We start from the raw sequence: 20,678 nt of genomic DNA on the forward strand, positions 1-20,678 counted from the left end.
TCGCATGACCGCACGGCGGAAAACTACGGAGGGAGCGTGAGAATCAGCTTGAAGTGCTCCGGGAACGGCCTCCGTGACGGTGGCGGGCACCCGGGCGAAGGCGTCCCGCCGGTGACGGCCCGCCGCCTCAGCCCTGGTCGTCGAACCAGTTGCCGTGGAAGCCGGCGGGCACCCGGCGCGGCAGTCGTACCGCCGCCACCCGCTCCAGGGAGCCGGCGTCCAGCACCTGCAGCTCCGAGCCGTCCCCGGCGCCGACGATCGACATCAGCCAGCCGTCGTCCTCGGCCCGCGCGTCCTCGGAGGGCACGAACACGGCCTCCCCGGTCGTGCCGCCGGTCTCCTTGACCTGGCTGGAGCCGGTGGCCGTGTCGTACTTGACGACCGCGTCGCCGGCCACCGCGTAGAGATAGCGGTTGGCCAGCCCGGTGCGGTCCCCGTTGAGGCTGGGGAACTCGATCCCGCGGTCGTCGATCTGCTCCTCCCGGGCGGTCGCGCCGAGGGTCCAGCGGTGCAGCGTCGCCTCGCCGATCACGGCGGCGGAGGCGGCCGGGTCGGAGTTCCCGCTGATCTCATCCCAGATCCGCCGGAACGAGCCGGGGGAGTAGCGGACCGCGTCCAGCACGACCCGCCCCTCGGCGTCCTCGTGGGCGTTGCCGACGTGGAAGACGTAACACGGGTCGATGTCGTACCAGCGCACCTTCCCGCCGTCGCCGCCGTCCCTGCGCATCACGCCGAGCCGCGCGCCGTAGGCGTCGTCCCACCGGTACGGCAGGCCGCGGCCCACCCCCTCCATGTCGAAGGTCACCGGCAGGTCCAGCCAGACCACGTGGTTCTCGGTGATCGCGAAGTCGTGCATCATCGTCGGCCCGGGGACGTCGACCTCCCGGCTCTCGACCAGCTCGCCGTCCGCCGACAGACGGTGGTAGGTGAGGTACGGCGGGGCGAAGCCGTACCCGAAGAAGAGCAGCTCCCCGGTCGCCGGGTCCTCCTTGGGATGGGCGGTCATGGCGGTGGTCAGCCTGCCGCCGAAGTCGCGGGGGCCCAGGGTCTCCAGCTCGGGGCTGATCTCGTACGGCAGGCCGCTCTCGACCAGGGCGAGGATGCGCCCGGAGTGCCGGATGACGTGGGTGTTGGCGGTGACCGCGGCCCGGTCGACGACGCCGGTGTCGCTGACGAGCCGGGCGTCCTCGGTGAAGACGGTGGTCATGGTCCACCGGTTGCGGTACCACTCGGCGCGGCCGTCGCGCAGCCGGACGCCGTGGATCATGCCGTGCCCGGCGAACCAGTGGCCCGGGTTCTGGCCGGGCAGCGGGTTGGGGCCGTTGCGGAAGTAGCGGCCGGCCAGCTCGGCGGGGATCTCGCCGGTCACCGCCAGATCGACGGCGCTGATCTCGTCGGGGACGGGGGCGAGGTGGCCTCGCAGGTAGGCGGGGGTGCTGGGGGATACGGCGGGAGTGGTCACGGCTTCCTCCTCGGCGGGAGCGACGGTGTGACGGACGGGACCGGGCCCGGTTGCTTCTGACGTTCCTGTAGTGACATGTCGAAAGTAGAACTTCCTGTTGTGACATGTCAATCCTGGAATATAGAATTATCGGCATGAGCCTCCGCCACGCACTGCTCGGCTTGTTGTCCCAGGGTTCCGCCAGCGGTTACGACCTGCTGAAAGTCTTCGAGATCTCCCTCGCCAACGTCTGGCCCGCCACCCAGAGTCAGCTCTACGGCGAGCTCGGCCGCCTCGCGGACGCCGGGCTGATCGAGGTCGTCGCCGAGGGGCCCAGGGGCCGCAAGGCCTACGGGCTGACCGAGGCGGGCATGGCCGAGCTGCGCCGCTGGCTGGTCGAGGTCCCGCCGGAGCAGCTGCACCGCAGCGACATGCTGCTGCGGGTGTTCTTCCTCGGCGTGGTCAGCACCGAGCAGGCCCGCGCCTACCTGGAGGAGCAGGGCGCCGTGGCGACCCGCACCCACGAGCACCTCGACACGATCCGCCCGATAGTCGCCGAGGACGATCGCGACCTGTCGGTCTACGGGCGCATCGCCCTGGAGTGGGGGCTGCGCTTCACCCGCATGCAGCAGGAGTGGGCCGAGTGGGCCGCCCGGGAGATCGAGGCGCACACCTCCCGCGCGCCGTCCGAGACCAGCGCGTGAGAAGGGCGCCGGGCGGGACCGGCGTGTGAGCGCGGCGCCGGGCGGGGCCCGCGTGTGAGGACGGGGTCAGGCGGGGCCGCGTGTGAGGACGGGGTCAGGCCAGGACGCGGCCGACCACGCGGGCGTACATCCGGCCGGGGCTGGGCACCGACGGCGGGGTGAGGAAGCCGGGCAGCATGGGCAGGTCGACGGCGAAGGCCTGGAGGCGGTCGTACAGGACGTCGGCGCCGGCCGGTCTCCTGTCGGGGTCCTTCTCCAGCAGCTCGGCCAGGAGCCGGTCCAGCTCCGCGGGGATCCCCGGGACCGGCGGCGGGCGCTCCTTGACCTGGCGCTCGAAGACGGCGTACTCGGTGGGGCCGGTGAACAGCTGCCGGCCCGTCAGCATCTCGTGGATCACGCAGCCTAGGGCGTACAGGTCGCTGCGCGGGCCGGCCAGGCCGCGCTGGATCTGCTCGGGGGCCATGTAGGACGGGGTGCCCAGGATCTGGCCGACCCGGGTGAAGCTGGTGGAGTCGGTCTCCCGGAGCATCGCGAGGCCGAAGTCCAGGACCTTGACGCTGCCGTCGGGGCAGAGCATCAGGTTGGTCGGCTTGAGGTCGCGGTGGTAGATGGACAGCGCGTGGGCGGCCGACAGCACCGCGCAGGCCTGGGCGGCGATCGCGGCGGCCCACGGGACGGGCAGCGGGCCGTGCTCGCTGACCAGGTCGGCCACGGTGACGCCCTCGATGAACTGCATCACCTGGAACAGCCGCTGCTCGAAGGCGCCGAAGTCGTACAGGACGGGGGCGCCGGGATGCTCCAGCCTGGCCAGGATCCTGGCCTCCCGCAGGAAGCGCCGCTCCAGTTCGGCGTCCGGCCCGGGAAGCAGGCGCAGGAACTTGACGGCGACCCTGCGGTCGAGGTGCTTGTCGTGACCGGCGTAGACCGCGCCCATCCCGCCCTGTCCCAGAGGGAGGTCGTCGAGAATGTAGCGGTCGCCGATGACCATCGACCCTCCCATGGACCTGCGGGCACTACACCCCTTGGCCGCACGGCCTCAGATGGCCGTCGACCAGTCCATCAAAGCCTAGCCGGATCAACGTCTCCCCCAGTGCCGCCGTCTCACGCAATCGATCTTCCAGAGCGGCCAGTTCGCGGAAGGCGACGCCGTAGCGCCGCTGCTCGGCCACCGGCAGCACCGGCACCCGGGCCCGGCGCACGTCGAGCCGGCTGGAGCTGGGATGCACGCGGGAGGAGTCGGCCGAGCGCAGGAAGCCCGCCAGGAAGTACGGGTCGAGCCGGGCCGGGTCCACCCGGTAGAGCGTGAGCTGCGGCCCGAGCGCCGTGCCCGGCAGCTCGACCACCCGGACCGCTCCCAGGGCGGTGGTCACCACGTCGCCGGCCTCGACCATGACCAGGCCGGGGTCGAGCACGGTCCCGCCGGAGGGGGCCGTGCCCGCGGCGACGTCGTCGGCGGTCAGCACCGGGACCGGGCCCTCGTCGGCGGTCATCCTGGCGGGGGCCTGCAGGATGGTCACCAGGCCCGCCTTGACCAGCTCGCCGATCGTCGTGGTCGGCAGCTCCTGCCGCTCGGAGAGCATCTCCAGCGCCGGGGGCGCCTCCGGCAGCGGGGCCGAGGCCTCCCTGAAGCGGTGGAGCGCGTCGCTGAAGTCGCGGACGAAGTCGACCCCGCCCTGCGGCGGGCGGTGCCGTCCCGGCGCGAGGTCCACCTCGTCGTCGAGCAGGTCGATGATCCGCACCGTACGGGCCCCGGGCGGCTCGGCCTCGGGGTCGGTCGTGTAGGCGCGCCAGGCGGGCTCCACGATCGACAGGTCCTCGGCGGCGTCCACGATCAGCAGCCGGGAGGGGGGCCGCTCGCCGTTGGGGCGGCGCAGCACCCACAGGTCCGGCCCGCCGGGGGCCAGGGCGATCACGGCCCGCAGCGCCCCCGCCCGCAGCAGGTTGCCGCGGATCCGCTTGCCGGGACGGCGGCTGGCCGCGGCGGAGGGCATCAGGACGGCTGCCAGGCCGCCGGGCCTGACGTGGGACAGGCAGTGCTGAACCCAGGCCAGTTCCGGCTCGCCGCGGGGCGGCAGGCCGTACTCCCAGCGGGGGTCGCCGGCCAGTTCCTCGTAGCCCCAGGCCCGCTCGTTGAACGGCGGGTCGCAGACCACCGCGTCGGCCAGCTCGCCGGCCAGCCCGTCCTCGCGGAGCGAGTCGCCGGCCACCACCCGCGCCCGCGTCCCGCGCAGCAGCAGCCGTACCGCGGTCAGCAGGGCGTTGGTCTCGTTGATCTCCTGGCCGAGCGGGACGCCCGCGTGCAGCAGGAGGGTGCCGACCCCGCAGGCCGGGTCGAGCACGGTGCCCTCGCCGGGATCGACCAGCTTCGCCATGAGGGCGGCGACGTCGTCCCTGGTGACGGAGAGCTGACGGGAGTGCGCCTCGACATAGCGCGCGCACAGGAACTCGAAGGCCGCCAGCGGCCCGTTCTCCGCGGCCAGCCGGGCGGTGAGCCGCAGCAGTGCGGGGTCCTCGTCCGGGGCGAGGCCGGGCGAGCCGGGCAGGTCGGCCGTGGCGGCCGCCACCGGCCCGCTCAGGGCCGTTACGGCAGTGGCGTCGTAGTCGCCGGCGCGCAGGCGGGCGCCGTGCCTGCGCCAGCCCGCCGGGTCGCGCTGCAGGAACAGCAGGAAGGCCCCGATCCGGCCGACCAGCTCGCCCAGGCGCAGGTCGTCGACCGTGGTGCGCATCCGCTGCCAGACCAGGTCGCCCAGGGAGACCTCGAAGGACTTGCCGTTGCCGCGCAACCACGCGGTGACCTCGGACAGGGAGAAAAGCGGGCTGGAGGCGGTTCCTCCGATCGGCTGGGGGAAGTCCTCGTGACGACGGCGCCAGTTGCTCACCGCGGCTCGGCCGACGTCGGCGAACCGGGCGATGTCGCCCGCGTTCACGGTGATCTCCTGACTCTCCTCCATACTCAGCCACAGTAGTTGACTGTGCTGAAACGGTCTACAGCATCTTTGCTTGTGAAGTGCTTCAACCAGTGCTTTACTGCCTTCATGGCACAAAACGAAGGACTGGCACTGCGCTACGCCGCCCGCTCCGACGTCGGCGTCCGCCGTGAGGCGAACGAGGACTCGGGCTACGCGAGCGCGCGTCTGCTCGCCATCGCCGACGGCATGGGAGGCCACGCCGGCGGCGAGGTCGCCAGCTCGATCGCCGTCAACGCCATAGCGGCCCTGGACGACAACCTGCCGTCCGAAGTCGACGATCTGAAGGCGGCGCTCAAGTCCGTCGCCAAGGACGTCAACCACATGATCCGCGAGATGAGCGAACAGGAGCCCGCGCTGCGCGGCATGGGCACCACGCTCACCGCGATGCTGTGGGACGGCGACATGTTCGCTCTGGCCCACGTCGGCGACTCCCGTGCCTACATGCTGCGCGACGGCGCGCTGTACCAGATCACCCATGACCACACCCTGGTCCAGTCGCTCGTCGACGACGGGCGCATCACCCCCGAGCAGGCGGCCGAGCATCCACGCCGGTCGATGGTCCTGCGGGTGCTGGAGGGCACCGGGGACGGCGAGCTCGACCTGACCCTGCGCGAGGCCCAGGTCGGCGACCGCTATCTCATCTGCTCCGACGGCCTGACCGCCGTGGTCGGCCCGGAGACCCTCTTCAACACCCTCAGTGAGATCGAGGACCCCGACGAGGCCGTGCGTTGGCTCATCGACCTGGCCAACCGGGGCGGCGGGCCGGACAACATCACCTGCGTCGTGGCCGACTTCGGCCCCCACCCCGTCTCCGGCGAGCGGCTCGTCGTGGGCGCCGCGACCGAGCGCAAGCTCACCACCTGAGGCCCCCGGGCGCCTGGAGCGCCCGAGGAGCCTCTCCCGGCTCACGGCTCCGCGGACAGGCGGTCGGCGGCCTGCTCGATGGCCGTGCTGACCCGGTCGGCGAGCAGGCCGACCGCGCCGACGGCCCGGGTCATCGGGTCGTCGTCGGCGCCGCCGAGGCTCTGGGACCGCACGTAGGCGGCCTTCACCTCCGCCCACCGCCCGGCCTGCCCGGGGGTGAGCCTGCCGCGCAGCTCGGCCAGCTTGAGCAGGTTGGCCTCGGCGCCGGAGGTGAGGGTCTGCGCCTCGCCGAGATAGTGGTCGTCGATGACGGCCTCCAGCTCCCCGTCGTTCATCACCGGGACGATCCTGGCCGCGAGCTTGTTCATGTTCCGGTAGGAACCCTGCAGCTGGAACGGCGGCTCGGTCCTGGAGACGTCTGCCTGGGCGGCCGAGGCGATGTAGGCCCTGTTGACCTCCAGCACCACCTTCTGCACGTGCAGCAGCTTGCGCAGGACCGCCAGGACCTGCTCCAGCTCGACCGGGGAGTAGGGGTGGGAGAGCCGGTCGGCGCGGACGGCGGGGTCGTTCTGCGCCAGCCGTACCAGCAGGCGGACGTCGCCGCGGTCGCGGGAGGCCAGCGGGGCGAGGACCGGGTTGGAGGTGAGCGCGTTGTCCACGTAGCTCAGCGCGAACAGCTCGTCCCGGCCCGACAGGACGTCACCGAGGTTCCAGACGTCGGCCCGGTTGGCCAGCATGTCCGGGATGCGGAACCGCCCGCCCGACTCGGTGTACGGGTTGCCCGCCATGCAGACCGCGAAGCGCTTGCCGCGCAGGTCGTAGGTACGGCTGCGGCCCTCCCAGACGCCCTCCATGCGGCGCTGGGCGTCGCACAGCGAGATGAACTTCTGCAGCAGCTCCGGCGAGGTGTGCTGGATGTCGTCGAGGTACAGCAGCACGTTGGAGCCCATCTCCAGCGCGAAGTTGATCTTCTCGACCTCCTGGCGCGCGGTCGCGTCCGGGGCGTCGGCCGGGTCCACCGAGGTGACGTGGCCGAGCGCGGGGCCGTTCACCTTGACGAAGACCAGGCCCAGGCGGTCGGCGACGTACTCCATCAGCGTCGTCTTGCCGTACCCGGGCGGCGAGATGAGCAGCAGCATGCCCATCTGGTCGGTCCGCTTGGCGTCACCGGCCGCGCCGAGCTGCTTGGCCAGGTTGTCGCCGATGAGCGGGAGGTAGACCTCGTCCAGGAGCTGGTTGCGGACGAAGGCGCTCATCACCTTCGGCCGGTACTCCTCCAGGCGCAGGCGCTCGCGCTCGGCGGCCACCAGGGCGTCGCGCCGCCGCAGATAGGCCCGGTAGGCCGGGACGCGGCGGGTCCTGAAGTCCCGGGTCCTGGCCAGGAACTCGTCCAGGCGCAGCGCCAGCGTGCGCCCGGCCAGGCGCGGGTGCGTGCCGAGCAGGTCCTCGACGGTGGCGGTGAGCGCCGCCGAGGAGTCGTGGCGGGGCAGCGCGCACAGCAGCACGGCCACCGCCTCCGGCAGCTCGGCGGAGCGCTCGAAGGCCCCCAGCCACGCGTCGGCCAGCCGGTAGCGGCCCGGCAGGTCGCCCTCCAGAGCCCGCAGGTCCCCCTCGAACTCCTTGCGCGAGGTGCCCAGCGCCCGCTCGAACCGGTCGAGCAGGCTCCTGGCCCCGGCACTCGTCACGAACCCGGGAGGGCCGCCGGCCAGCTCCTCGAACAGGTACTCCCCGGCGAGGGCGACGTCGTCCCCGCCGTCCGGATCGACGGGTACGGCGAGCGAGGACATGAAGGACCCGATGGCGCCGGACAGGGTGCGGCAGGTCTCCTCCACCGCCTCCACGTGCCCGAACAGGGCACGCGCCCGGGCCAGCGACGCCGCCTTCGTGCTCCAGGCGGCGCGGGCGGCCTCGTCGGTCCCGTGCGCCCAGAACAGCTGGGCGGCCGCGCGGGCCGAAGGGGGATAGCGCAGCAGGGCGGCCCCGGCGTGCAGGCGCAGCAGGGCGTCGAGGATCAGCGTGGCGTCGTGGTCGTGCACGCCGCGCTCGTAGCCCTCGTCGTAGCGGCTCTCCGCCACCCGCCGGACGATCGCCGCCAGCGCCCCCTCGGCCACCGCCGCCTCGTGGAGCGCGTGCAGCGAGACCACCTGCTCGCCCAGGACCGGGGTCCCGGCCTCGGCGGCCGACAGGATCAGCGCGGCCAGGTGCTCGGCGCGGTAGACCTCGGGCGACTCCGAGGCCAGCAGCTGGTTCCAGAAGGGCCGGGTCTCGGCGAAGTCGGGGTCCCGGACGGGGGAGCGGTAGTCGGTGCCGGTGACGGCGAAGGCCATCCCGTCTCCGTGCGGGACCAGCGTCAGGTCGGCGGACTGGGTGGTCACCGCGAACCGGTGCCGGCCCAGCCGGATCGTCTCGCCGCCGTCGGCGTACAGGTCGAGCCGGTCGCGCAGGGCCCGCCCGGCCTCCTGACGGGCCGACTTGACCCGCCCCTCCAGCTCCTCGGCGCGGACCTGGTCACCCAGGGCGCGCAGCTCCCCGGCCACGGCGTGCAGCTTGGCCACCATCGGGTCCGCGGCGAAGTAGGTGTTGACCTCGTCGAGCGAGCCGAACGTGGCCACCCTCCTGCGCACGCTCGACAGGATGCGGTCGGCCGAGCCGGCCAGCCGGTCGGCCCGGCGGGCCCGCTCGTCCATCAGGGCCTGCCGGCGCGAGGAGAACGCCTCGTAGACGTCCTCCCGCTTGGAGCCGAGCTGCGCGAGGAAGTCGTCGAACTCGGCGAAGCGCGACTCCAGCGTCTCCAGCTGGAGCATCAGCCGGCCGAGCTGCTCCTCGCACCGCTCGGGGGTGTCGGCCACCGCCAGCGCCCCGGTGATCGCCTGACCCAGCAGCGCGAACTCGGCGGCGAAGGCGGCCCGCCCCTCCGAGCTCAGCAGCTCGCGCCGCCGCGCCTCCAGGGCGGCACGGGCCCGGTTGACCCCGCCGAGCACCTCGCCGATCCGCTCCAGGATCGCGGTGCGCACGGTCGCGTCGGCGATGTCGAGCGTGCCGACCACCTCGATCACGACCTCCAGGCCCTGGGCCTGACCGGCCAGCCGCTCGCCGACCGGGCCCGCCTCGGCCGTGGTCGTGATCGCCGCCGCCCCGGCGGCCAGCCGTTCCACCTCCTCGTGGTAGGCGGCGAAGGCCCCCTCCCCGCTGAGGAAGGCGACCGCCCGCTGCGCGACGCCCGCGAGCTCGGCCTCCAGCTCGGCGTCCAGCCGACTGATCCGGTCCAGGTCCGCGTAACGCAGCTCGCGCAGGGTCACCAGGTGTCCCCGCGCCCGGCGGAGATCGGCGAGCAGGGTCACCCACTCCCGGGCGGAGCGCGGCGCCTCGGCCCGGGCCCGCCGTACGAGGGCGGCCACGTCCTGCGCGGCCTCCTCCACCGCGGCCTCGGCCTGGGCGGTGAGCGAGCGGACGTTCTCGAACTCGTCGAGCACCTGCTCGGCCGTGGCCCGCACGTCGGCCACCGGCCCGCGCAGCTCGTGGTCGCCGAGCCAGTGGTAGTGGTCGAACACGCGGGTGCAGGCCGCGATCAGCGCCTCGAAGACGCCCGCCGACGGCGCCGTCTCCTCGACCATGCGCGCCACCGACAGGCAGTCGGAGATCCCGCGCACCAGCTCGGCGTTGCCGATCCGCTCCAGCGGACCGGTCCCGACCGGCTGGGCGGCGGCGTAGAGGTCGGAGGTGAACGGCGTCTGCCACACCTGCATCGGATGGACCCGGGTGGGCTCCTCCGAGACGGCCCGGAAGACCACCATCGTCCCGTCGTCGAACAGCGAGTACCCGTGGCAGGGGATCGGCGTGGCCACCTGCTTGCGGATCACGTTGTACGGCAGCAGCAGCGACCGGCCCTCGGCGCGGGCGTGGAAGACGTAGAGCACGTCCTCACCGTTGGCCGAGCGGATGATCCGCTCGAACTCCAGGTCGGTGACGTCGGTGTCGAACGTCTTGCCCACGCCGGTGGACAGGTAGTAGCCGCCGGGGAAGATGATCCCCTGGTCCTCGGGGAGCCGCTGGCAGGCCTGGCCGATGCCGTCCAGCCGCACCACGTCCCTGGTGCGGGTGTTGAAGACCAGGTGCCGCCACTCGGTCTCGTTGTAGGGCCGGATGCGCAGCAGGATCAGCGGGCCGACCCTGGCGTGCAGGACGTCGGCGTCGGCGAGGCTCTGCAGCGGCTCGTCCACCGGCTCGCGGTAGACGCCCTCACCGGTCTCGGTGTTGTTCTCGATCTTGATGGTGAGGTCGCCGCCGACGGCCTCGACGAACACCTCGCCCTGGATCGAGATGTGCGGGTGGCGGCCGAGCACGTGGTCGTCGCGGGTGGTCGGGGTCCACTCGAAGTCGTGGGACGGCGGGAACACGTGGTCGCGCTCGCCCCGGTCGTCGATGTAGGACAGCGAGCCGTCCGTGCCGACCTGCCAGCGCAGCACCCGGATGTCGCTCGGACCGGTCCGGAAGACGGCCAGCATCTTGCCCTCGACCCGGCGCAGCTGCATCAGCCGGGTCTCGCGGTAGTAGCGGTAGAGCTCGGCGAAGTCCCGCTCGAAGCGCGGGTCCTTCGGCACCGGTCCGGGATCGAACCGGAACGCCTCGCCGTCCCGGGTGAAGCGGTGCGCGGAGAAGACGTCGTCGATCGTCGTCTCCGGCTTCAGGCCGATGAACACGTTGTAGCCGAACAGCATGAGCTCGCCGATGGAGACGATGTCGCGCGGCACGCAGTTGTTCTCGGTACGGATCCGCTCGGTGCCGACCAGGCGCAGCTCGGTCCCGCCGAAGACCTCCAGGCGGCGGGCGTTGAGCGCCTCGGCCCGCCGGGCCAGCTCCGCCGCCTGCTCGGCGAGCCGGGCGCGGAGCACCTCGTAGGTGCCCGCGTCCAGCGCCGTGGTCTCCGCGCTCCCCGGGACGCCTGGGGCTCCCGCGGTCGTGCTCTCGGTGACGGTCACGTCCGCGGTCACTCCTGGACCGTGTCGATGACGGGGCCGTTACCGGTGTGGCCGGTGACGGTCGTGGCGGCCACGGCCGCCACGGCGGGGGGCACCGTGGTCGTCACGGTGGCCGCCGGCGCGGTCGTCGCGGACGCCGCGGTGCCCAGCAGCTCGCGCAGCCGCTGTCCGTCGGCGCCGCCATCGCTCATCAGCTTGACCAGCAGCGCCGACAGCGACAGGTCCCGCACGTCCCCGGCGCCCAGCGAGCCCAGGGCCCGCGTCAGGTCGGCGGGCAGGCTCTGCGACCCGTCCAGGTACGGCCCGGCGAGCGTGCGGGCCACCTCGGAGCTGCCGACGAAACCGTCCACGCTCTTACCCAGCGTGACGGAGCCGACCAGCTTGTCGAGGAACATGCTGTCGCCGCCGACGATGTCGATGTTGGCCTTCTCCAGGCCGGCCGCGAGCACCATGGCCTGCGCCTCGGCGACCTTGACCTGGGAGGTGACGCCGGCGAGCCGGATCTCCTTCTCCGCGTCCAGCCGCAGGCGGTACTCCTCGTGGCCGCGGCTCGCGTCGTCCAGAGCCGCCATCGCCGCGGCCTTCTCGGTCAGACCCTCGGCCTCCGCCTTGAGCTTCTCGCCCACCGCGGCGGCCGCGGCCAGCGCCTTCTCCCGCTCGCCCTCGGCCTCGGCCTTGAGCTTCTCGCGCACCGCCGTGGCGACGGCGTGCGCCCGGGCCTGCTCGCCCTCGGCGGCGGCCAGCGCCTTCTCGCGCTCGACGGCGGCCTCGGCCCGGCCCACCTTCTCGATCGCGGCGGCGTTGCGCTCGGCCACCTGCACCTCGGCCAGGCCGGTCGCGGCGGCCTCGGCCTGGACGCCCTCGGCCAGCCGGATCTTGGCGCGGGCGTCGAGCTCGGCGGCCTGCTGGCGCGACTCGGCCAGCACCAGCGCCTCGCGCGCCTTGAACTTGGAGGCGGCCTCGGCGGCCTCGGCGGCCTTGATGTCCTTGACCAGGTTCTCCTGGGCCTCGGCCTCGGCCTGGATGATCACGGCCTGGCGGGTCCGCTCGGCCTCCTCGACCACCCGCAGGCGCTTGATGCTCTCCTCCTGCTCGGCGACGGTCTTCTCGACCGCGATCCGCTCGCGGACCACCTCGGCGATCGAGCGCTTCTCGCCCTCGACCTCCTTGTCCTTGGAGATGCGCGACAGCTCGGTCTCGCGCTCGCGGGCGATGACCTCCAGCATCCGGTCCTTCTCGATGCGCTCGGTCTCGATGGCGATGACCCGCTCGCGGTTCTTCTCCGCGACGGCGATCTCCCGGGCGCGGTTCTCGTGCTGGATGCCGATCTGCTCGTCGGTGCGGATGTTGGCCGTCTGCGCCTTGAGCCGCTCCTCGGCCTGCACCCGGGCGATCTCCGCCTCCTCGCGGGCCCGCATGGTCTCGACCTCACGCCGCTGCTTGATCTCCGCGTCGGCCTGGCGGCGCTCCAGTTCGAGGATCGCCTCGCGGGCGTCCACGTTCTGGCGGGTGATCTCCTTCTCCTCCTGGCGCTGGAACTCGTTGGTCCGCACGTGCTCGAGCGCGGTCAGCTCGGTGATCTTCCGGATGCCCTGGGCGTCGAGGATGTTGTTCTTGTCGAGCGAGAGCAGCGAGGTCTGCTCCAGGTAGTCGATCGCCGCGTCCTCCAGGCTGTAGCCGTTCAGGTCGGTGCCGATGACCTGGATGATCTGGTCGCGGAAGTGGTCGCGCTGGGTGTAGAGGTCGACGAAGTCGAGCTGCTTGCCGACGGTCTTGAGCGCCTCGGAGAACTTGGCGTTGAACAGCTCCTGCAGCGTGTCCTGGTCGCTGGCCCGGGCGGTGCCGATGGCCTGGGCGACCTTCACCACGTCCTCGACGGTCTTGTTGACCCGGACGAAGAAGGTGATCTTGATGTCCGCGCGGATGTTGTCCCGGCAGATCAGTCCCTCGCGGCCGGAGCGCTCGATCTCGATGGTCTTCACCGAGATGTCCATGACCTCTGCCTTGTGGAGCACGGGCAGCACGACCGCCCCGGTGAAGGTGACGTCCACCTTGTTGACCTTCGAGACGATGAGAGCCTTACCCTGCTCCACCTTGTGGAACAGCCGGCTGATCATGAATATCAGCCCGAGCGCGACGAGCAGGACCACGGCGAGCAGCACGCCGAGGCCGGTGGAGATGACGTCCATGGAGCCCCTCGTTATATAGGACGATCAGGATCGAGTTCCGCGTCGTAGGGCATCACCCAGAAGAACTCGCCGGCGTCGTCGTAGGCGAAGATCAGGGCGGTGCCGCCGGCGAGGAAGGTCTCGTCGCCGGTCTGCCGGACTTGGATGAGAGCGGACGAGCCGTCGGCGGCGGTGACCTCGGCCTGGCCGAAGTCCCGCGAGACCCGGCCGGTCCGGATGACGCACGTACGGCCCACGAAGTCGGCGCGGGAGGGGACGCGCTCCTTCGGGACGGTGCGCCGCAGTGGCAGCACTATGAGACGGGTGCCGAGCCAGGCGCAGGCGAGTGCCGCGGCCAGTACGGCGATCAGCGCGGGGGTACCGCTGACCAGGGTGGAACCCGCGAGGCTGACGAACCACGCGATGACGATCAGCAGGGAGACGGTCACGCCGACCGGCACCCCGCCGAGCCCGAGCCCGGACAGGACTCCGGCGAACCCGGTCACCTCGGTGGCGTCGACCGCCTCGTCGCCGTCGAGCCCGGCCACCCCGACGAGGACGAGCACCCAGTAGGCGACGACCACGACGAGGAGGAAGCTGAACAGGACGGTGGGAAAGGCCAGTGCGGCGTCGACGAACCGGGTCATCGGCGTGCGGGATCCCCCTGTGATGTGACGAAGAGCGCTTCCCCCGAAGCGTGTGCCTGACTATATAGAGATAAAGCGGGAGTAAAGCGGATAGTTCCCGAAATTAGAAAAAGTGTGGTTGCCGGGAAGAGTGAGCCGGGGGCGCCGGGGGCCGGCGGACGTGGGGACTCCCCGGGGGCGCGGAGGACTTCCGGGGCACGCGAAGGAATTCCGGGAACTCCCGGGGGACTTCCGGGGAGGGGGAAAGCGGGGAGCTCCCGGGGAACTTCCGGGGAGGGGAAAAGCGGGGAGCTCCCGGGGAACTTCCGGGGAGGGGAAAAGCGGGGGATCCGGGGGTGTCAGGTGGCGGTGATCATGTAGGCGAGGCCCACGAGGATGACGACGGGAATGAGCCACACGATCGCCTCGATGGCGAATTCCTTGTACATGACGGCGTCCTTCCGGAGCGGTGATCGACAAGGGGCACGGATCACCGACGATAGCGGCTGACCAGCGCTCCGGCCAGGACCACGCGGCCGTCGCTCAGGGAGGGTCGGCGGAGCCGACGATCATGGGGGTGTCCTGGGCGGGGCCGGGGGTGTCGACCACGTCGGCCACGACGCAGGTGATGTTGTCCGGGCCGCCGCCCTCGCAGGCGAGCTCGATGAGCCTGCGGGTCACGTCGCCGAGGTCGTCGACCGTGGCGAGCACGTGGCGGAGCTGGTCGGCCTCGACCACGCCGGACAGGCCGTCGGAGCACAGCAGGTAGCGGTCGCCCACCTCGGCGTCCCGCAGCGACAGGTCGATCTCGATGTTGTCGCTGCCGTCCAGGACCTGGAGCAGGATCGAGCGGTGCGGGTGCCGGGCGGCCTCCTCGGCGGTGATCCGGCCGTCGTCCATCAGGGTCTGCACCAGCGTGTGGTCGTAGGTGATCTGGTAGAGATCCCCGTTGCGGAGCAGGTAGGCACGTGAGTCGCCGATGTGGGCCAGGGCCACCCGGGGGCCGTCCCAGAGCATCAGCGTCAGGGTGGTGCCCATGCCGGTGAGGCTCGGGTCCTGCTCGATCAGCTCGCGCAGGCGCTGGTTGGCGCGGCGGACCGCGCCCTCGGCGGCGGCGACCAGGTCGGCGGGGCACTCGTGGTCCAGCGGTGCGATCGCGGCGACCGCCGCGGAGCTGGCGACCTCGCCGCCGACGTGCCCGCCCATCCCGTCGGCGATGGCGAGCAGCCGGGCGCCGGCGTACGCCGCGTCCTCGTTGCCCTGGCGGACCTTGCCGACGTCGGAACCCGCCGCGTAGCGGAGCGTGATCATCTGCACTCCACTGTAACCCACACCACTGGAACATCGAGTTGCACGAGCGAGTCGCTTTCGGACAGTCGATACGGACACGGTCGAACTGAGATCTTCCAACGATCCACTGTGCGCCGTGGTGGCGCAAGCGGCCGGAGAAAGTGTTGCCACATCAATTGACGGTCGTGGTGCCGCGTAAGCTGTTGCGGCACCCACGACACTACTCGGACACGCTCCGTGACACGCGAGGAGAACGAGAATGACCGCGATCGCGCAGGAGGCGGCGCGGCGCCGCACGTTCGCGGTGATCAGCCATCCCGACGCGGGTAAGTCCACGATGACCGAGGCGCTGGCGCTGCACGCCTCCGCGATCACCGAGGCCGGTGCCGTGCACGGCAAGGCCGGGCGGCGCGGCGTGACCTCCGACTGGATGGACATGGAGAAGGCCCGCGGCATCTCCATCACCTCCGCCGCCCTGCGCTTCGAGTACCGCGGGCACATGTTCAACCTCGTCGACACGCCCGGCCACGCCGACTTCTCCGAGGACACCTACCGGGTGCTGGCCGCCGTCGACTGCGCGGTCATGCTGCTGGACGCCGCCAAGGGCATGGAGCCGCAGACCCTGAAGCTGTTCGAGGTCTGCCGCCACCGCCGCATCCCGGTCATCACGTTCATCAACAAGTGGGACCGTCCCGGCCGCGAGGCGCTGGAGCTGCTGGACGAGATCGAGGAGCGGACCGGCCTGCGGCCCACCCCGATCACCTGGCCGATCGGCACCGGCGGCTTCTTCCACGGCGTCATCGACCGGATCGCCGACCAGGCCGTCCGCTACACCCGGACCCCGGGCGGCGCGACCAAGGCCATCGAGACCGAGCTGACCCCCGAGCAGGCCCTCGCCGAGATCGGCCAGGACTGGGAGCGGGCCGCCGAGGAGGTCGACCTCCTCACGGAGATCGGCGCCGACCACGACCAGAAGGCGTTCGAGGCCCACGAGTCGACCCCGGTGCTGTTCGGCGCCGCCCTGTCCAACTTCGGCGTCGGCCGCCTGCTGGACGCGATGGTGGACATCGCCCCGTCGCCCGCGCCCCGCCCCGACGTGGAGGGCGACCCGCGCCCGCTGGAGGAGCCGTTCTCCGGCCTGGTGTTCAAGGTCCAGGCCAACATGGACCCCTCGCACCGCGACCGCATCGCCTTCGTCCGGGTCTGCTCCGGCCGCTTCGAGCGCGGCATGGTGCTGACGCACGCCGCGACCGGACGCCCCTTCGCGACCAAGTACGCCCAGTCGGTCTTCGGCCAGGAGCGCGCCACGATCGACGAGGCGTTCCCCGGGGACGTGGTCGGCCTGGTCAACGCCACGGCCCTGCGTCCCGGCGACACCCTCTACGAAGGCCGTCCGGTCGAGTTCCCGAAGATCCCGAGCTTCGCGCCCGAGCACTTCTGGACCGCCCGGGTCCGCGACTCCAGCCGGTCCAAGCAGTTCCGCAAGGGCATCGAGCAGATGGAGGGCGAGGGCGTCGTCCAGGTGCTCCGCTCCGAGATCCGCGGCGACCAGTCGCCGGTGCTCGCGGCGGTCGGCCCGATGCAGTTCGACGTGGTCAAGCACCGGCTGGCGGGGGAGTTCAACACCGAGATCGTGATGGACCGCCTCGACTTCAGCATCGCCCGCCTCACCGACGCCGAGTCCGCGCCCATCCTGGCCCGCCAGCGCGGTGTCGAGGTCTTCACCCGGACGCTCGACGGCGCGCTGCTGGCGCTGTTCACCGACGAGTGGCGGATGCGCGGCGTCCTGCGCGACCACCCGAACCTGACGCTGAACGCCCTGCTGGCCGACACGCGCTCCTGACGTCCCCCGCCGCGCCGGCCGTACGGCTCGCCTTTTCTGAGGGCGTTCTGGAGGGTCGTACGGCTGCCGCCGGTGCCGGTGAGGTGGGGCTTCTCTGCGTGGGGCGTTTGGTGGGAGCGTTCCCATAGGGTGGGAGGGCATGGTGAGATATGTCCTTATGAGCACGATTAAGTGGGGCATCCTGGCAACCGGCGGCATCGCCGCGACCTTCACCGAGGACCTGAAGCTGCTGCCGGACGCCGAGGTGGTCGCCGTGGGGTCCCGGTCGGCCGAGACGGCCAAGGTCTTCGCCGACCGCTACGGCATTCCCCGCGCCCACGGCAGCTGGGCCGAGCTGGCCGCCGACCCGGACGTGGACATCGTCTACGTCGCCAACACCCAGAACGCCCACTACGAGGCGGTGACGACCTGCCTCAACGCGGGCAAGGCCGTACTCTGCGAGAAGGCCTTCACGCTCAACCGGGCCCAGGCCGCCGAACTGGTGGGCCTCGCCCGGGAGCGCGGGCTCTTCCTGATGGAGGCCATGTGGATGCGGTGCAACCCCGCCATCCGCAAGATCGTCTCCCTGGTCGGCGAGGGCGTGCTCGGCCCGGTGAACACCGTGCACGCCGACTTCGGGATCTCCGTCTCCGTCGGCCCCGACCACCGGCTGCGCGACCCGAAGCTGGGCGGCGGCGCCCTGCTCGACCTGGGCGTCTATCCGGTGTCGTTCGCCCACATGATCCTCGGCGCGCCGGAGAAGGTGCAGTCGTGGGCCCGGATCACGCCCGAGGGCGTGGACGAGAACACCGGAATCCTGCTCGGTTATCCCGGCGGCGCGGCCGCGATGCTCTCCTGCGGCATCACCACCCACAGCCCGGTCACCGCGTCGATCTCCGGCCCCCTCGGCCGCATCGAACTCCCGCACCTGTTCTTCCGCCCCGACACCTTCACCCTGTACCGCGCCGCCACCGAACCCGAGACGTTCCACGTCCCCTACGAGGGCAACGGCATGAACCACGAGGCGGCCGAGGCGATGCGCTGCCTGCGCGAGGGCCTGCTCGAAAGCCCGCTCGTCCCGTGGCAGTCCACCCTCGACGTGATGGGCATCATGGACGAGGTCCGCGCCCAGATCGGAGTCCGCTTCCCGGGCGAGTGAACGTCGTTGTACGGCGGGGTTTGCGCCGGGTACGGCGGGGATGCTGGGCAAGGCGCCGGTACGGATGTGGTTGACGCCGGGTACCACGCGGATGCTGAGCGAGGCCTGGCGCCGGGTACGGCTCCAGCGTTGTCACCGCCGAACCCGCTCCGCTCGCCCGCTTCCCGCTGCAGTCCTGCCCTCACCGGCCCCACTCACCTGGCGCCGGTACGGCTCGGGCCTTTCGGCGTCGGCCTTCGCCACCTTGTCCCGGCTACCCGCAGCCCTTCCGTCGGCACATGCGGGTCCTCCCTTGTGGCGCCGGTACGGCGGGGCGATGGGCGGCGCTGATCGGCGCCGTTGTACGGCGGGTGGGGCCGGGGCGGGGACGCGGCTGAGGGTGGGTGTTTCAACGCGTGGCCGGGGTGGGTGGGGCGCTGTGCGGGCGCCCAGCGTGCGTCCTGATGCTGAAGCGCAGGTGCGGGGCCGGTTCAGGGTGCTCGCCGTTGCCTTGCGGCCATGCCGTCCGGAAGGAGCGCAGGGCTGATCGCCGTGGTCGGCGCCGTGGGGGAGGTCGTACGGGATCAGGTCTGCGGCCGTGGGGCCGGGTCCGGGTTGTCATGCGCGGGCTGTTCCGCTGAGGTTTTGGCGAGTGCGACGATCCGTTCCAGTGCCGCGGCGTGTCGCTGGAAGGCGTCCCGCCCGGTGGGGGTGAGCCGCACGGAGGTACGGCGGGTCCGCTTGTCCTGTCCCTTGCGGACCTCGACGTATCCGGCGGCGGCCAGAGCCGAGACCTGCTTGGACAGGGCCGAGTCGCTGGTCCCGATCGAGTCCCTGAGGAAGGCGAAGTCGACCCAGTCGGCCGGCGCCAGGAGCGCGACGACCGACAACCGGGCGGGGACGTGCAGGAACTCGTCGAAGAGCGGATCCATCAGTCGCGCCCGTCGCCTTGGTGAATGATCCTTCTCATGGCCCGGCGGGCCAGGGGGGTGAGCGCGACATAGGTCAGGGCCGCCACGGCGCCGGCGACCACGCCCTGAGACAGCAGGCCGTGTGCCGGGATGCCGAACAGGGAGAAGGCCGCGATCCGGGTGATGGAGAAGACGACCAGGAGGCTGGCGGACAGCGCCAGGTAGACCCCCAGTTCCCGGCGGCTGGGCTTCCTCTGCACGGAGTTCGAGTAGGTGCACATGATCCAGACGCCCGTGTACAGGCCGAGCCCGATCACGAGTGCGACGGTGCGCCACGGGTTCTCGAGGTCGGTCGACGCGAACGTGGCGAAGAGGCCGAGCGCCGAGAGGAGCACGTGGGGCAGCGGGAAGAGCCGGCGGACGATCTCCTCACGGGTGACGTCCTGGTAGCTGCGGATGTTGTCGAGTGCGAGCTGGGCGTCGCGGGGGTTCATGGACCGTCCTTGCTGTCTGCTACTTTCCTGACAGGAAAGTAGCAGATACTTTCCTATGAGGAAAGTCGTAGTTCGCCGAGCGTCTGGATCCGATGCGGGATCACCCGTGGAGGATGAGGCGGACGCCCGTGCGTCCGGTGGGAATGGGAGCGGATCGGCCCGTCGGTTCCTCCGGTGGGCGGCCGTGGGAAACGCAGAGGAGTGACCATGACCGGCGCCGGAGACTCGACATCTCAGACCGCTCTGCCGTACTGCTCCCAGCCCGTGCGGCCGGAGATCCCGCTGAGCCCCGACCTCAGCTTCGAACGGCAGAGAGCGATCCTGCTGAACCGCACCAAGTGGGTGAACGGCACCGTCCTGCACTACTTCTTCTTCACCGACGGGGACCGGGGAGCCGATCGGCGGCAGAGCGACCGGGTCCGCCAGGCGTTCGGGACGTGGAAGGAGCTCGGGATCGGGCTGGAGTTCAGGGAGGTCGACTCCGCGTCCGAGGCCGAGATCAGGATCGGGTTCGCCCAGGATGACGGCTCGTGGTCCTACGTCGGGAGGGACGTGCTGGACATCGGGATCCGGGAACGGACCATGAACTTCGGCTGGGACCTGACCGACGAGTACGGCATGGCCACCGCGCTCCACGAGATCGGCCACACCCTCGGCTTCGCCCATGAGCACCAGAACCCGTTCGCCGGCATCGTCTGGGACGAGGAGGCGGTGTACCGCTATCTCGGGGGGCCGCCCAACAACTGGCCCCGGGAGACCACGTTCCACAACGTGCTGCGCAAGCTGTCGCCGCAGGAGGTCTCCGGATCCACCTGGGATCCGGATTCGATCATGGAGTACGGGTTCCCGGCGGACCTGATCCTCCAGCCGGAGGAGTACCGGGCGGGGATCAGGCCGTCGCTGCGACTGTCCGCGCTCGACAGCGAGTACGTCCTGCGGTGGTATCCGCCGCTGGAGGACGACAAGGCCCGGCAGCTGAGCCCGTTCCAGTCCGCCCCGTTGAGCCTGAGGTCCGGAGAGCAGGAGAACTTCGAGATCAGGCCGGAGGAGACCAGGAGATACCGGCTGGGCGCGTTCGGGGACAGCGACACGGTGCTGGTGGTCTTCGAGGACGTCGACGGCGAGCTGCGCTATCTCGCGGGCGACGACGACAGCGGCCAGGACCGCAACAGCACCCTGGAGTTCAACCTCCGCAAGGGCCACCGCTACGTGGCCAGGATCAGGCTCTACTCGGCGTGGAGCTCCGGGAACACCGCGATCATGCTCTGGTGA

14 protein-coding genes are annotated in these 20,678 nt (G+C 71.3%); 5 read left to right on the plus strand and 9 right to left on the minus strand.

All coding sequences use genetic code 11. From position 1 onward, the window contains the following. Positions 1–127 precede the first annotated feature (127 nt). A complete protein-coding gene (locus Psi01_RS03010; protein ID WP_204062367.1) occupies positions 128–1,462 on the minus strand; it encodes a carotenoid oxygenase family protein in 1,335 nt (444 codons plus the stop codon). A gap of 134 nt (positions 1,463–1,596) precedes the next feature. Here Psi01_RS03010 and Psi01_RS03015 point away from each other — a divergent pair, with 134 nt between their 5' ends. Then, positions 1,597–2,145 carry a PadR family transcriptional regulator gene (locus Psi01_RS03015; protein ID WP_204062368.1) on the plus strand — a complete coding sequence of 183 codons (549 nt, stop codon included), beginning with the start codon at positions 1,597–1,599 and terminating at the stop codon, positions 2,143–2,145. Between the two features lie 94 nt (positions 2,146–2,239). On the opposite strand, the gene Psi01_RS03020 is transcribed toward Psi01_RS03015, so the two are convergent. Both Psi01_RS03020 and Psi01_RS03025 read right to left on the minus strand, forming a co-directional pair. Next, entirely contained in the window at positions 2,240–3,133 is an 894-nt protein-coding gene (locus tag Psi01_RS03020; protein WP_204062369.1) for a serine/threonine-protein kinase, read from the minus strand. Between the two features lie 25 nt (positions 3,134–3,158). Then, the gene (locus Psi01_RS03025; protein ID WP_204062370.1) at positions 3,159–5,096 is read right to left on the minus strand and encodes an N-6 DNA methylase; all 1,938 of its coding nucleotides are present in this window, start codon (positions 5,094–5,096) and stop codon (positions 3,159–3,161) included. Between the two features lie 84 nt (positions 5,097–5,180). On the opposite strand from Psi01_RS03025, the gene Psi01_RS03030 reads away from it, so the two are divergent. Further along, positions 5,181–5,978: a PP2C family protein-serine/threonine phosphatase gene (locus Psi01_RS03030; RefSeq protein ID WP_204062371.1), complete on the plus strand. Its 798-nt coding sequence runs from the start codon at positions 5,181–5,183 to the stop codon at positions 5,976–5,978. Between the two features lie 41 nt (positions 5,979–6,019). Here the strand turns inward: Psi01_RS03030 and Psi01_RS03035 are convergent, their stop codons facing one another. The 4 genes from Psi01_RS03035 to Psi01_RS03050 form a co-directional block, all read right to left on the minus strand. Beyond that, positions 6,020–10,957: a DNA repair ATPase gene (locus tag Psi01_RS03035; protein WP_204062555.1), complete on the minus strand. Its 4,938-nt coding sequence runs from the start codon at positions 10,955–10,957 to the stop codon at positions 6,020–6,022. Positions 10,958–10,965: 8 nt separating this feature from the next. Then, on the minus strand, positions 10,966–13,146 hold the full coding sequence (locus Psi01_RS03040; RefSeq protein WP_239126992.1) for a flotillin family protein: 2,181 nt from the start codon (positions 13,144–13,146) through the stop codon (positions 10,966–10,968). 11 nt (positions 13,147–13,157) lie between these two features. Further along, positions 13,158–13,772, minus strand: a complete 615-nt coding sequence (locus Psi01_RS03045) for a DUF1449 family protein (protein WP_204062372.1) — start codon at positions 13,770–13,772, stop codon at positions 13,158–13,160. Positions 13,773–14,294: 522 nt separating this feature from the next. Beyond that, entirely contained in the window at positions 14,295–15,062 is a 768-nt protein-coding gene (locus Psi01_RS03050) for a PP2C family protein-serine/threonine phosphatase (RefSeq protein ID WP_204062373.1), read from the minus strand. Positions 15,063–15,300: 238 nt separating this feature from the next. On the opposite strand from Psi01_RS03050, the gene Psi01_RS03055 reads away from it, so the two are divergent. Then, positions 15,301–16,884, plus strand: a complete 1,584-nt coding sequence (locus Psi01_RS03055; RefSeq protein ID WP_204062374.1) for a peptide chain release factor 3 — start codon at positions 15,301–15,303, stop codon at positions 16,882–16,884. A gap of 157 nt (positions 16,885–17,041) precedes the next feature. After that, on the plus strand, positions 17,042–18,022 hold the full coding sequence (locus Psi01_RS03060) for a Gfo/Idh/MocA family protein (protein WP_239126993.1): 981 nt from the start codon (positions 17,042–17,044) through the stop codon (positions 18,020–18,022). 563 nt (positions 18,023–18,585) lie between these two features. Here the strand turns inward: Psi01_RS03060 and Psi01_RS03065 are convergent. Together Psi01_RS03065 and Psi01_RS03070 are read right to left on the minus strand one after the other, a co-directional pair. Next, positions 18,586–18,933 carry a winged helix-turn-helix domain-containing protein gene (locus tag Psi01_RS03065; protein ID WP_204062376.1) on the minus strand — a complete coding sequence of 116 codons (348 nt, stop codon included), beginning with the start codon at positions 18,931–18,933 and terminating at the stop codon, positions 18,586–18,588. Then, complete coding sequence (locus tag Psi01_RS03070) at positions 18,933–19,406, minus strand: hypothetical protein (protein WP_204062377.1); 474 nt, start codon at positions 19,404–19,406, stop codon at positions 18,933–18,935. The genes Psi01_RS03065 and Psi01_RS03070 overlap by 1 nt, the downstream gene beginning before the upstream one ends. A 207-nt stretch (positions 19,407–19,613) precedes the next feature. Here Psi01_RS03070 and Psi01_RS03075 point away from each other — a divergent pair, with 207 nt between their 5' ends. Continuing rightward, on the plus strand, positions 19,614–20,678 hold the full coding sequence (locus Psi01_RS03075; protein ID WP_204062378.1) for a M12 family metallopeptidase: 1,065 nt from the start codon (positions 19,614–19,616) through the stop codon (positions 20,676–20,678).

The sequence above is a fragment of the Paraplanobispora siamensis genome, from assembly GCF_016863175.1.
GTDB classification, from domain to species: domain Bacteria; phylum Actinomycetota; class Actinomycetes; order Streptosporangiales; family Streptosporangiaceae; genus Planobispora; species Planobispora siamensis.

Excerpts from the sequence above, each read along its gene's own strand:
- Psi01_RS03015 (WP_204062368.1), top strand. The coding sequence starts at position 1,597 with ATGAGCCTCCGCCACGCACTGCTCGGCTTGTTGTCCCAGGGTTCCGCC.
- Psi01_RS03020 (WP_204062369.1), bottom strand. The coding sequence starts at position 3,133 with ATGGTCATCGGCGACCGCTACATTCTCGACGACCTCCCTCTGGGACAG.
- Psi01_RS03025 (WP_204062370.1), bottom strand. The coding sequence starts at position 5,096 with ATGGAGGAGAGTCAGGAGATCACCGTGAACGCGGGCGACATCGCCCGG.
- Psi01_RS03030 (WP_204062371.1), top strand. The coding sequence starts at position 5,181 with ATGGCACAAAACGAAGGACTGGCACTGCGCTACGCCGCCCGCTCCGAC.
- Psi01_RS03040 (WP_239126992.1), bottom strand. The coding sequence starts at position 13,146 with ATGGACGTCATCTCCACCGGCCTCGGCGTGCTGCTCGCCGTGGTCCTG.
- Psi01_RS03045 (WP_204062372.1), bottom strand. The coding sequence starts at position 13,772 with ATGACCCGGTTCGTCGACGCCGCACTGGCCTTTCCCACCGTCCTGTTC.
- Psi01_RS03050 (WP_204062373.1), bottom strand. The coding sequence starts at position 15,062 with ATGATCACGCTCCGCTACGCGGCGGGTTCCGACGTCGGCAAGGTCCGC.
- Psi01_RS03055 (WP_204062374.1), top strand. The coding sequence starts at position 15,301 with ATGACCGCGATCGCGCAGGAGGCGGCGCGGCGCCGCACGTTCGCGGTG.
- Psi01_RS03060 (WP_239126993.1), top strand. The coding sequence starts at position 17,042 with ATGAGCACGATTAAGTGGGGCATCCTGGCAACCGGCGGCATCGCCGCG.
- Psi01_RS03065 (WP_204062376.1), bottom strand. The coding sequence starts at position 18,933 with ATGGATCCGCTCTTCGACGAGTTCCTGCACGTCCCCGCCCGGTTGTCG.
- Psi01_RS03070 (WP_204062377.1), bottom strand. The coding sequence starts at position 19,406 with ATGAACCCCCGCGACGCCCAGCTCGCACTCGACAACATCCGCAGCTAC.
- Psi01_RS03075 (WP_204062378.1), top strand. The coding sequence starts at position 19,614 with ATGACCGGCGCCGGAGACTCGACATCTCAGACCGCTCTGCCGTACTGC.